A 12,528-nucleotide genomic window follows, 5' to 3' on the forward strand; every position below is an offset into this window, starting at 1 on the left:
CCCTATTGCTTGATCATCTCACGCACCTTGGCCGTCAGCAGGTCGAAGGTGAACGGCTTGGTGATCAGTTGCATCCCTGGGTCCAGGAACCCGCCGCGCACCGCCGCATGCTCGGCGTAGCCAGTGATAAACAATACCTTGAGCTCCGGGCGCAATTGCCGCCCGATTTCTGCCAGCTGCCGCCCGTTCATGCCGGGCAAGCCCACATCACTGATCAACAGGTCAATGCGTTGGTCGGATTCGATGATCGGCACGGCGGTATTGGCATCGCCAGCCTCGACAAAGGCATAGCCCAATTCCTTGAGCACTGCGCTGACCAGTACGCGTACGGCGGCGTCGTCTTCGACGATCAATACCGTCTCACCGGCATTGGCGAATGGCAGCAGTGCCGGGTTGGTGACGGCGTCCGCGACGCGCTCCCCGATAAAACGCGGCAGGAACAGGCTGACTGTCGTGCCCTTGCCGACTTCACTATGGATGGTGACATGGCCATGGGATTGGCGGGCAAAGCCGTAGATCATCGACAAGCCGAGGCCGGTGCCCTGGCCGATCGGCTTGGTCGTGAAGAACGGGTCGAAGACGCGGCCCAACAGACTTTCGGGAATACCACAGCCGGTGTCGCTGACGCTCAGTTCCACGTAATCGCCTGGCAGCAAGGTGCCATAGGCGGCCGTGAACACATTGTCGAGGTGGCGGTTGGTGGTCTCAACGGTCAGGCTACCGCCGCTGGGCATGGCATCGCGCGCATTGATCACCAGGTTGAGCAGGGCGCTTTCCAGCTGATTGGGGTCGGCCTCGGCGGTCCAGAGTTCATCGGTCAGACGCATGTCCAAGGCGATGCTTTCATTGATACTGCGTTGCAACAGTTCGCCCATGGAGCTGACCAACTGGTTGATCTCCACCGGCTTGGAGTCCAGCGACTGGCGACGTGAGAACGCAAGCAGGCGATGGGTCAGGCCGGCGGCGCGGTTGGCCGAGGTGACACCCAGGTCAATCAGACTGTCCAGATCGTCCAGTTTTCCACGCGCGACCCGCCTGCGCAGCAACTCCAGGCTGCCGATAATACCGGTAAGCATGTTGTTGAAGTCATGGGCGATACCGCCGGTCAACTGGCCGACAGCCTCCATTTTCTGTGACTGGCGCAAGGCTTCTTCGTTGTTGCGCAATTGCGCTGTGCGTTCTTCAACCTGCTGCTCAAGGGTTTCCAAAGTGCTTTGCAGGCGCTGCTCGCTCTCGCTCAAATCAACCAGGCGGTCACGGGCCTCGTATTGGCGGCGCCGCCCACGCAGTGCCGCGCTCACCAGACTGATCAGGGTTACTGGATGGAAAGGGCGCTCCAGGAAGGTCACGTTGCCCAGCAGGCCACTCAGGTGGGATGAGCCGTTCTGTTCACGGCCGCCATGGTGGGTCATCAGCACGATGGGCAAATCGGACCAGGCCGGCTGCTCATGCAGGTAATGCAGCAGGGGCTCCAGATCGACACCGCGCAGGGCTTCAGCGGCAATCACCAACATACCGACGCCTTGCCCAAGTGCTTCGCAGAGTTCAGTCAGGTTCCCGGCAACCATGCCGGTGTAGCCGGCTTCCTTGAGCATCATCAGCGCCAGGGAGCCGTCACGGCCCAGTGGCGCGAGAATAATTGCGCGCTCGGAGAGGGGAGAAAGGCCGGTCACACGCCCTCTTCCTTGAGCAGTGGGGAACCGGCGCCCATATAAGTCGGGATACCGCGCAGTACGCCCTGGAAGTTGTCGAGCGGCTCGCCCACTGTCAAACCACTGCCGCCGATACGGTATTCACGAATGGTGGACTCGTGGCTGCCGGTACGTTTCTTGATGATCGAAATGGCCCGGCGAACCTTGCCGAGTGCTTCGAAATAACGCAACAGGATCACGGTATCAGCCAGGTAAGTAATATCGACGGGGGCCTGCATGTCGCCTACCAACCCATGTTGGGCCACCGTCATGAACGTCGCCGCGCCGCGACGGTTCAGGTACAGCAGCAACTCGTGCATATGCAGGATCAGAGAGTTTTCCTCAGGCATCGCCGCCTGGTAGCCGTTGATACTGTCGATGACCACGGTCTTGATCCCACGTTCATCGACGCAACGCCTGACTCGGTGGGAGAACTCGCCTGGCGACAGCTCTGCCGCGTCCACCTGCTCGATCAGCAGGTTACCGGTGTCTTGCAGCGCGGCGAGGTCGATACCCATATTTTTCATGCGTTCGAACAACAGGCCCAGCTCTTCATCGAAAATAAACAGCGCAGCTTTTTCACCACGCGCCACTGCGGCGGCGGCAAATATCATCGAGATCAACGATTTGCCGGTACCGGCCGGGCCGAGGATAAGCGTGCTGGAGCCGGTTTCTACGCCGCCGCCCATCAAGGCGTCCAATTCACGGATGCCACTGCTCAAAGTCTGACGCACGTAACCACCACGATGCTCGGCGGCCACCAGGCGCGGGAACACGTGGATGCCGTCTTGCATGATGGTGAAGTCGTGAAAGCCACCACGGTATTTCTGGCCACGGTACTTCACCACGCGGATGCGGCGGCGTTCAGCGCCGTAAGTGGGCGTCAGCTCTTCCAGACGAATTACGCCGTGGGCCACGCTGTGCACGGTTTTATCCAGGGATTCGGTGGTCAGGTCGTCAAGCAGCAGCACGGTGGCGTCGTAGCGCACAAAGTAGTGTTTGATCGCCAGGATCTGGCGGCGATAGCGCAGCGAGCTTTGCGCCAGCAGGCGGATTTCCGAAAGGCTGTCGACCACCACGCGGGTGGGCTTGATCCGTTCCACCACTTCAAAAATCTGCCGGGTTGCCTCACCCAGTTCCAGGTCGGAGGAATACAGCAGGCTTTGCTGGTGCTCGGCGTTGAGCAGGCTTTCTGGCGGGGTTAGCTCGAAGATGTGAATGTTGTCGTCCAGGTCCCAGCCGTGGGACTTGGCGCCCTGACGCAACTCGCGTTCGGTTTCTGACAGGGTGATGTACAAGGATCGCTCACCGTTTTTCGCGCCGGCTTGCAGAAAGTGCAGCGCTACGGTGGTTTTCCCGGTGCCGGGTTCGCCTTCCAGCAGGAACAGGTGGCTGCGTGATAGCCCCCCGGAAAGAATGTCATCAAGACCTTCGATGCCGGTGGCCGCCTTTTCACTGAACAGCTCTTTGGATGTAGACAAGAAGTGCCCTCGGGTCACGTACAAGTAAAGGGAGGCGCGTCGGCTTGGACGCGCCATATTTACTTGACCGTAGCGGGTTGTGGCGGTTCAACCTGTCGTATAAATCGTGGTGGATTTGTGACCTGCGCCAAAGCGCTGCTTGTGTGTGGGAGCTGGCTTGCCTGCGATAGCATCACCTCGGTTTATCTGTCAGACCGAGGTGTCTGCATCGCAGGCAAGCCAGCTCCCACATAGCGCGCGAAACTAAAGCCCTTGCTGCAACGCCGGATCATCCGGATTCTGCTGCTCCAGCTGCGCCAGTAACACCTGCACATTCTGTAACTGCCCGGTTTCCTTCCAATAGCTGACCAGCAACACACGCGCCTTGCGATTGGCGGGGTGGCGCTGGACGATTTCTTCCAGCTGACGCTGGGCGGCGTCCACCTCTTCCTGGTCGTGCAGCGTGGTGGCGAGGTCGAAGCGGTAATCCTGATTGTCAGGCTCAAGCTCCACGGCTTTGGACAGGCCAAGCAACGCGTATGGCCGCTCCCCATGGTGCAACAGCCACATGCCCAGGGCGTGTTGCAGGTAGGCCGACTCCGGATGTGCCGCCAATTGCCGCGCCAGCAACTGGCGGGACTCATCGGTCTTGCCCTGCTTATCGAGCAATTCGATTTGTGCGACCACAGCTTGCAGGTTGTCCGGTTGCAGGCGCATGGCCTGCTCCAGTGCATGTTGCGCGTCCGGCAGCAGGGCGCTGTGGATGTACAAGCGCGCGAGCTGAATCCAGCCTTCGGCGGTTTCGGGCTCAGCCTTGAGCTTTTTCACAAACTCATCGAGCACTTGCTGCAAAGGCCCGAAATACAGGCCCAGGGTATCCGGCGACAGGCCGAGCAGGGCGTTGGCGGCGGCAAAACGCACGGCTTGTTCAGGATCGTCCAGTGCCGGGCCAAGCAGTAAGGTGCGTTGGCCGCTGGGCACCAGGCCAACAATACTGTGAATCGCCGCTTCACGAACCAACGGCGACTCATCAGCCAGGTCTTTATCCGCCAGCTTCAACGCCTGAGGGCTTGGGTAATTGGGCAGTTCGGCGTGCAATGCGGCGCGACGTTCAGGCGACAAGTCCGGGCGACCCAACTGTTGATACAGCACACGGGCGGCGCCGGGTTCGCCGTTACGTGCTTGCTTCAACGCCTTGGCGTAACCATGGGCGATCGCCGGCGGCACGGCCACCGGAGTGGAGCGGGAGAAAAACCAGGTGACCAAGACAAGCAACAACAGGGCGCACAGGCCGACGATGGAGTAACGGCGTGACTTTGACATGCAGGCGTCCAAAAGCTGGGGGCAGCTAATCGCAAAGCCTCAAGCTTCGGTCAGACCACGACGAGTGTCAAACCCGTATCAGCCGAGCACGTATTCCACTGGTTCCAGGGCAGGAGGCAGATCGATCTCGCCCAGGGCGGCGAGAATCTCGCGCTCCAGGGTGCGCACTATCGCATTGCAGGGCAGATCGTTTTCATCAAAACCGAACGGGTCTTCCAGATCATCACCGATTTCATCCAAACCGAAGAACGTGTAGCTGACGATGGCGGTGAACACCGGCGTCAACCAGCCCAGCGGTTCGGCCATGGCGAACGGCAGCAAAATGCAGAACAGGTAGATGGTGCGGTGCAATAGCAGCGTGTAAGGGAAGGGCAGTGGCGTGCTCTTGATCCGCTCGCAGGCGGCCTGCACCAGGATGAGGCTGACCAGCCGGGTTTCCAGCTGGGTGTAGCGCCATTCACTGATCACACCCTGTTCGGCCAGCCGCGAAAAGCGCGCGCCCAGTTGTTGCAGCACGTTGTCGGGGAGATTGGGATGCGCCCGGTCAACAGTTATCCAGGGTGTGATAACGCGGGCCTCGTCTTCACGGCGCAGGTGCGCGACCAGGCCGTGGGCAAACCCGCACACCCCACGCAGCAGGCTGGCGCGCTCGGGTGAGTTGCCCAGCACTTGGGTTTCGCGAATCAGCGAGCGCACCTCAATGATCATCTGCCCCAGTTGCTTGCGGCCTTCCCACCAACGGTCGTAGCAGGCGTTGTTGCGAAAGCTCATGAAGATCGACAACGACAACCCGAGCAAGGTGAACGGCGTGGCATTGACCTTGGAGAAGTAGGCCGGGTGCAGGGTCTCCACCAGCACGATCACTGAAGCCAGCAACGTGACCATCAGGCTGCGCAAGGCAATGCGCTTGGCAATCGAACCTTTAAGGGAAAACAGGATACCCATTAGGTTGGGTTTGGGGCGGACGATCATCGGGACACGGCTTCTTTGGCGGCGCAGGCCTGGAGATTAGGAGTTTGCGCCCAGAGCGTCCAATCACTGCGGCTGACCGGCTGATAAGCCGGATCAATGATTGGCCAAACCAGTCAGCCAAGTTGAAGGCTTTGACCATTGCCGCCAAAGCGCTCTAGAGCGACTATTTCAGCGATTCTCGTCGTGAAAAATGTCCTGAAAATAAAAACACACAAGGATTTGGAACCATGCGTGAGTATTTGGCTGCCACCACTGCCTTCGACTACCAGCACACCGTCAACGCCGCCCTGTCCGGCAACCTGCAAGCCCTGAATGCCTGTGTGGAGTGTTGCGATCGCCACGCGCTGCCGGGGCGCATTGCGTTGTTTTGGGAAGGTAAGGATGGGCGCAGCGCCAGTGTGACCTTCACCCAATTGCAGGACCAGGCGGCGCGCTTTGCCAATTTCCTCCTGGCCCAAGGCGTGCAACAGGGTGACAAGGTGGCGGGGCTGCTGCCACGCACGGCAGAGTTATTGGTGGTGGTGTTCGCCACCTGGCGTATCGGCGCGGTGTATCAGCCGCTGTTTACCGCCTTCGGACCCAAGGCCATCGAGCATCGGCTGAACAGCTCCGGCGCCGTACTGGTGGTCACGGATGCGGTCAACCGCCCCAAGCTGGCTGAAGTCGAAGGCTGCCCGACCATCGTCACGGTGGCCGGGGACAAGGGCGAAGGCATCGTGCGCGGCGACTACAGCTTCTGGGCTGAACTGCCGAACTATTCGAATACCTGCGAACCGGTGCTGCTGGGCGCAGAAGCCCCGTTCCTGCTGATGTTCACCTCGGGCACCACCGGCCCGTCAAAAGCCCTGTCGGTGCCGCTCAAGGCCATTGTCGCCTTCCAGAGCTACACCCGCGACGCGGTGGATTTGCGTCCCGAAGACGCGTTTTGGAATGTCGCCGACCCGGGCTGGGCCTATGGCATCTATTTTGGCGTGACCGGGCCGTTGTCCATGGGCCACCCGATTACGTTCTACGATGGGCCGTTCACCCTAGAAAGCACCTGCCGGGTGATCAATAAATATGGGATTACCAACCTCACCGGTTCGCCCACCGCTTACCGCCTGCTGATTGCTGGTGGCGAACAGTTCGCGCGCGCTATCAAGGGCAAGCTGCGTATCGTCAGCAGCGCCGGCGAGCCGCTGAACCCGGAAGTGATCCGCTGGTTTGCCGACAACCTGGGCGTGACCATTCATGACCATTACGGCCAGACCGAACTGGGCATGGTGCTGTGCAACCACCACGGCCTGGAACACCCCGTGCATGTCGGCTCTGCGGGCTTTGCCTCACCGGGCCACCGCATTGTGGTGCTCGATGATCAGAACCAGGAATTGCCGGCAGGCCAGCCCGGTATTCTCGCCATCGACCGTGAACAGTCGCCGATGTGCTGGTTCGCCGGCTACGACGGCGTAAAGACCAAGGCGTTTGTCGGCAAGTACTACCTCAGTGGCGACACCGTGGAGCTCAACCCGGACGGCAGCATCAGCTTTGTCGGGCGCAGTGACGATGTGATCACCACATCGGGCTACCGCGTAGGGCCATTCGATGTCGAAAGCGCACTGGTCGAGCACCCGGCCGTGATCGAAGCCGCTGTGGTCGGCAAACCCTGCCCGGAGCGCACCGAGCTGGTCAAAGCCTTTGTGGTGATCAACGAACAGTACCGCGCTACGCCCGAGCTGGCCGAGGAGTTGCGTCTGCACGTGCGCAAGCGTTTGGCGGCCCACGCCTACCCACGGGAAATCGAATTTGTCAGCGACTTGCCCAAGACCCCGAGCGGCAAGCTGCAACGTTTTATTTTGCGTAATCAGGAAATTGCGAAGGCACAGGCCATCGCCTGATCCACTTTTAAGGAAACAATGATGCAGATTGAAAACAAGGTATTCCTGGTCAGCGGCGGTGCTTCGGGCCTCGGCGCGGCCACCGCTGAGATGTTGATTGCCGCTGGTGCCAAGGTGATGCTGGTCGACCTGAACGCCGACGCTGTGGCGGCCAAAGCCAAGCAACTGGGCGATAACGCCCGCAGCGCTGTGGCCGATATCAGCCAGGAAGCCGCCGCCGAAGCGGCCGTACACGCCGCCGTTGCAGCCTTTGGCGGCCTGCACGGCCTGGTGAACTGCGCCGGGGTGGTACGCGGCGAAAAAATCCTCGGCAAAAATGGCCCACACGCCTTGGCCAGCTTTGCCCAGGTGATCAACGTCAACCTGATCGGCAGCTTCAACCTGTTGCGCCTGGCGGCTGCCGCCATCGCTGAAACCGCGGCGAACGCCGACGGTGAGCGCGGCGTGATCATCAACACCGCGTCGGTAGCCGCCTTTGACGGGCAGATAGGCCAGGCGGCGTATGCCGCCTCCAAAGGCGCCATCGCCAGCCTGACCTTGCCCGCTGCCCGCGAACTGGCGCGCTTTGGCATCCGCGTGATGACTATTGCCCCGGGCATTTTCGAAACGCCGATGATGGCCGGCATGACCCCCGAAGTGCGCGATTCCCTGGCCGCGGGTGTGCCATTCCCGCCACGCCTGGGCAAACCGTCCGAGTACGCCGCGCTGGTACGCCACATCATTGAAAACAGCATGCTCAATGGCGAGGTGATCCGTCTCGACGGCGCCTTGCGTATGGCAGCCAAGTAAGGAGAACACCCCATGAACGATCCGATTGTTATTGTCAGCGCCGTGCGCACACCCATGGGCGGCTTCCAGGGCGACCTCAAGGGCCTGACCGCGCCGCAACTGGGCGCTGCCGCGATCCGCGCCGCCGTCGAACGCGCCGGGATTGCCCCGGATGCCGTGGACGAAGTGCTGTTCGGCTGCGTGTTGCCCGCGGGCCTGGGCCAGGCGCCTGCGCGTCAAGCGGCGCTGGGCGCCGGGCTGGACAAGGCCACGCGCTGCACCACCTTGAACAAGATGTGCGGCTCGGGCATGGAAGCGACCATCCTCGCCCACGACTCGCTGCTGGCCGGCAGTGTCGACGTGGTGGTCGCCGGCGGCATGGAAAGCATGTCCAACGCGCCGTACCTGCTCGACCGCGCGCGCAGCGGCTACCGCATGGGCCACGGCAAGGTGCTTGACCATATGTTCCTCGACGGCCTCGAAGACGCCTACGACAAGGGCCGCCTGATGGGCACCTTTGCCGAAGACTGCGCCGAGCACAATGGCTTCACCCGTGAAGCCCAGGACGCCTTCGCCATTGCCTCGCTGACCCGCGCGCAAGAGGCCATCACCCATGGCAGCTTTGCTGCTGAGATCGTCCCGGTGCAGGTCACCGTTGGCAAAGAGCAAAAGACCATCCTGCATGACGAGCAACCGCCCAAGGCCAAGCTGGACAAGATCGCCAGCCTGAAACCGGCGTTCCGCGAGGGCGGCACGGTGACGGCGGCCAACTCCAGCTCGATTTCCGATGGTGCGGCGGCGTTGCTGTTGATGCGCCAGTCCGAGGCGCAACAGCGTGGCCTCAAGCCCTTGGCGGTGATCCACGGGCATGCGGCCTTTGCCGACGAGCCGGGGCTGTTCCCGGTGGCGCCCGTGGGTGCGATTCGCAAGCTCATGAGCAAGACCGGCTGGAACCTGGGCGACGTTGACCTGTTTGAAATCAACGAAGCTTTCGCGGTGGTCAGCCTGGTGACCATGAGCAAGCTGGAAATCCCCCACAGCAAGGTCAATATTCACGGCGGCGCCTGTGCCCTGGGGCATCCGATTGGTGCTTCCGGTGCGCGCATCCTGGTGACGTTGCTCTCGGCCCTGCGCCAGAAAGGCCTCAAGCGCGGGGTTGCCGCCATTTGTATCGGCGGCGGTGAAGCCACGGCCATGGCCGTCGAATGCCTGTATTAAGGACTCAACATGCTGCCCAATGACGAACAACTGCAAATCAGCGAAGCGGCCCGGCAATTTGCCCAGGAACGCCTGAAACCCTTCGCCGCCGAATGGGACCGCGAGCACCGTTTCCCCAAGGAAGCCATTGGCGAAATGGCCGAGCTGGGCTTTTTCGGCATGCTGGTACCGGAACAGTGGGGTGGTTGCGACACGGGCTACCTGGCCTACGCCATGGCCCTGGAAGAAATTGCCGCCGGCGATGGCGCGTGCTCGACCATCATGAGTGTGCACAACTCGGTGGGTTGCGTGCCGATCCTCAAATTCGGTAACGAGCAGCAGAAACAGCAGTTCCTCACGCCGCTGGCCAGTGGCGCCATGCTCGGTGCCTTTGCGTTGACCGAGCCGCAGGCAGGCTCCGATGCCAGCAGCCTGAAAACCCGCGCACGCCTTGAGGGCGACCATTACGTGCTCAATGGCTGCAAACAGTTCATTACCTCCGGGCAGAACGCCGGGATCGTGATTGTGTTTGCCGTCACCGACCCGGCCGCAGGCAAGCGTGGGATCAGCGCGTTTATCGTGCCGACCGACTCGCCGGGCTACACGGTGGCGCGGGTTGAAGACAAACTCGGCCAACATGCGTCCGACACCTGCCAGATCCTCTTCGAAGACGTAAAAGTGCCAGTCGCCAACCGTTTGGGCGAGGAGGGCGAAGGCTACAGGATCGCCCTGGCCAACCTCGAAGGCGGCCGCGTCGGCATCGCCTCGCAATCGGTGGGCATGGCCCGCGCCGCCTTCGAAGCCGCGCGTGACTATGCCCGTGAGCGCGAAAGCTTTGGCAAGGCGTTGATCGAACACCAGGCGGTGGCCTTCCGTCTGGCCGACATGGCCACGCAAATCGCGGTGGCCAGGCAGATGGTGCATTACGCCGCAGCCCTGCGTGACAGCGGCAAGCCGGCCTTGGTCGAGGCGTCGATGGCCAAGCTGTTTGCTTCGGAAATGGCCGAAAAAGTCTGCTCGGCCGCCTTGCAAACCCTGGGCGGTTACGGTTACCTGAGCGACTTCCCATTGGAGCGGATCTACCGCGATGTGCGGGTCTGCCAGATTTACGAAGGCACCAGCGATATTCAGCGCATGGTCATCTCACGCAACCTTTAAGGAGCCGATACATGAGTTACGAAACCCTTTTGCTCGAAGTCCAGGGCCGCGTCGGGCTGATTACCCTCAATCGCCCGCAAGCCCTGAACGCCTTGAACGCCCAGTTGGTGAGCGAGTTGAACCAGGCACTGGACGGCCTGGAAGCCGACCCGCAGATCGGCTGCATCGTGCTGACCGGCTCGAAAAAAGCCTTCGCCGCCGGCGCCGACATCAAAGAGATGGCCGAGCTGACCTACCCGCAGATCTACCTCGACGACCTGTTCAGCGACAGCGACCGCGTCGCCAACCGCCGCAAGCCGATCATTGCTGCGGTCAACGGTTTCGCCCTGGGCGGCGGCTGTGAACTGGCCTTGATGTGCGACTTTATCCTGGCCGGTGACGGCGCCAGGTTCGGCCAGCCGGAAATCAACCTCGGCGTACTGCCGGGCATGGGCGGCACCCAACGGCTGACCCGCGCCGTGGGCAAGGCCAAGGCCATGGAAATGTGCCTGACCGGGCGCTTTATTGATGCCGTTGAAGCTGAGCGCTGCGGGATTGTGGCGCGCATTGTGCCGGCCGATGACCTGCTTGAAGAAGCGCTGAAAACCGCGACCTTGATTGCCGGCAAGTCCGTGCCGATCAGCATGATGGTCAAGGAAAGCGTGAACCGTGCGTTTGAGGTGAGCCTGTCTGAAGGCGTGCGCTTTGAGCGGCGGGTGTTCCATGCCGCGTTTGCCACCCAGGACCAGAAGGAAGGCATGGCGGCGTTTGTGGCCAAGCGCGCGCCGGAGTTCAAGGACCAGTAACCCGGCCGTAAACACTGAAGATCAAAATGTGGGAGCTGGCTTGCCTGCGATGCAGACACCTCGGTTTATCGGTTAGACCGAGGTGATGCTATCGCAGCGGTGCGACGATTCGACAAGCCAGCTCCCACATTGGTCTTGTGTGGCTTTTAGAGCTGGTAGTTCTTCAGCTCCCTGGCAATCACCATCCGCTGAATCTCGCTGGTGCCTTCGTATATCTGCGTAATCCGCGCATCCCGGTAGTAGCGCTCCACCGGGTAGTCCTCAAGATACCCATACCCGCCATGGACCTGCATCGCCGAGGAGCAGACCTTTTCGGCCATCTCCGAAGCAAACAGCTTGGCCTGGGAGGCTTCCGACAGGCACGGCTTGCCGGCGCTGCGCAGGCGTGCGGCGTGCAGGATCAGCAGGCGGGCGGCATTGAGCTGGGTCTGCATGTCGGCCAGCAGGTTGGCAATGCTTTGGTGCTCGATAATCGCCTTGTTGAATTGCACCCGATCACGCGCATACGCCAGCGCCGCCTCAAACGCCGCACGGGCGATGCCCAACGCTTGGGCGGCAATGCCGATGCGTCCACCCTCGAGGTTGGACAGGGCGATGGCCAGGCCCTTGCCGCGTTCACCCAACAGGTTGGCTTCGGGTACTGTGCACTGGTTCAGCGTGACGGCGCAGGTGTCCGAGGCACGAATGCCCATCTTGTGTTCGGTACGGTCGACCACAAAGCCTGGTGTGTCAGTGGGCACCAGGAAGGCAGAAATACCTTTCTTGCCCAGTTCCGGGTCCGTCACCGCAAACACAATGGCCAACTTGGCGCGCTTGCCATTGCTGACGAACTGCTTGGCACCGGTGATCACCCACTGGCCGTCGCGCAGCTCGGCGCGGGTGCGCAGGTTATGGGCTTCGGAACCGGCCTGAGGCTCGGTGAGGCAGAAGCAACCAATGGCCTGGCCGCTGGCCAGGTCAGCCAGCCAGGTGTGTTTCTGCGCATCGGTGCCGTAGTTGAGGATTGGCCCGCAACCGACTGAATTATGGATACTCATGAGTGCGCCGGTGGCGCCATCACCGGCGGAAATCTCCTCGACCGCCAGGGCATACGCCACGTAGTCGACATAGGTGCCGCCCCATTCTTCCGGCACCACCATGCCCAGCAAGCCGAGTTCGCCCATCTTCGCGACCAGGGCGTCATCGATCCAGCCGGCTTTTTCCCAGGCTTGCGCATGCGGGGCGATTTCGCCACGGGCAAAGTCGCGCGCCATGTCGCGAATCATCACTTGTTCTTCAGTGTATTCAATATCTTGCATGG

10 protein-coding genes are annotated in these 12,528 nt (G+C 61.4%); 5 read left to right on the forward strand and 5 right to left on the reverse strand.

Annotated elements, in window-relative coordinates:
• Positions 1–2 precede the first annotated feature (2 nt).
• The 4 genes from HX790_RS22820 to HX790_RS22835 all read right to left on the reverse strand — a co-directional run bounded on the left by HX790_RS22820 (position 3) and on the right by HX790_RS22835 (position 5,446).
• On the reverse strand, positions 3–1,673 hold the full coding sequence (locus HX790_RS22820; protein WP_176992197.1) for an ATP-binding protein: 1,671 nt from the start codon (positions 1,671–1,673) through the stop codon (positions 3–5).
• A complete protein-coding gene (locus HX790_RS22825; protein ID WP_176992198.1) occupies positions 1,670–3,172 on the reverse strand; it encodes an ATPase domain-containing protein in 1,503 nt (500 codons plus the stop codon). The genes HX790_RS22820 and HX790_RS22825 overlap by 4 nt, the downstream gene beginning before the upstream one ends.
• Positions 3,173–3,415: 243 nt before the next feature.
• The gene (locus HX790_RS22830) at positions 3,416–4,474 is read right to left on the reverse strand and encodes a HEAT repeat domain-containing protein (protein ID WP_017138790.1); all 1,059 of its coding nucleotides are present in this window, start codon (positions 4,472–4,474) and stop codon (positions 3,416–3,418) included.
• Positions 4,475–4,552: 78 nt separating this feature from the next.
• Positions 4,553–5,446 (reverse strand): bestrophin family protein, encoded by an 894-nt coding sequence (locus HX790_RS22835; RefSeq protein WP_176992199.1) that lies wholly within the window; start codon positions 5,444–5,446, stop codon positions 4,553–4,555.
• A 227-nt stretch (positions 5,447–5,673) separates the two neighbouring features.
• On the opposite strand from HX790_RS22835, the gene HX790_RS22840 reads away from it, so the two are divergent.
• Genes HX790_RS22840 through HX790_RS22860 form a run of 5 tightly spaced genes read left to right on the forward strand, consistent with a single transcriptional unit; the run spans position 5,674 to position 11,228 of the window.
• On the forward strand, positions 5,674–7,320 hold the full coding sequence (locus HX790_RS22840) for an AMP-binding protein (protein ID WP_017138788.1): 1,647 nt from the start codon (positions 5,674–5,676) through the stop codon (positions 7,318–7,320).
• Positions 7,321–7,341: 21 nt separating this feature from the next.
• Positions 7,342–8,109, forward strand: a complete 768-nt coding sequence (locus HX790_RS22845) for an SDR family NAD(P)-dependent oxidoreductase (RefSeq protein ID WP_099549743.1) — start codon at positions 7,342–7,344, stop codon at positions 8,107–8,109.
• 12 nt (positions 8,110–8,121) lie between these two features.
• On the forward strand, positions 8,122–9,306 hold the full coding sequence (locus HX790_RS22850) for an acetyl-CoA C-acyltransferase (protein WP_138450501.1): 1,185 nt from the start codon (positions 8,122–8,124) through the stop codon (positions 9,304–9,306).
• Between the two features lie 9 nt (positions 9,307–9,315).
• Positions 9,316–10,443, forward strand: coding sequence for an acyl-CoA dehydrogenase (locus HX790_RS22855; protein WP_017138784.1), 1,128 nt, complete (start codon positions 9,316–9,318; stop codon positions 10,441–10,443).
• A gap of 11 nt (positions 10,444–10,454) precedes the next feature.
• A complete protein-coding gene (locus tag HX790_RS22860; protein WP_017138783.1) occupies positions 10,455–11,228 on the forward strand; it encodes an enoyl-CoA hydratase in 774 nt (257 codons plus the stop codon).
• A 146-nt stretch (positions 11,229–11,374) separates the two neighbouring features.
• Here HX790_RS22860 and HX790_RS22865 read toward each other — a convergent pair whose 3' ends face one another.
• Complete coding sequence (locus HX790_RS22865) at positions 11,375–12,526, reverse strand: acyl-CoA dehydrogenase family protein (RefSeq protein WP_099549746.1); 1,152 nt, start codon at positions 12,524–12,526, stop codon at positions 11,375–11,377.
• Positions 12,527–12,528: the final 2 nt, after the last annotated feature.

Origin of the sequence: Pseudomonas sp. IPO3747 (assembly GCF_013385245.1) — a bacterium.
GTDB classification, from domain to species: Bacteria; Pseudomonadota; Gammaproteobacteria; order Pseudomonadales; family Pseudomonadaceae; genus Aquipseudomonas; species Aquipseudomonas edaphica.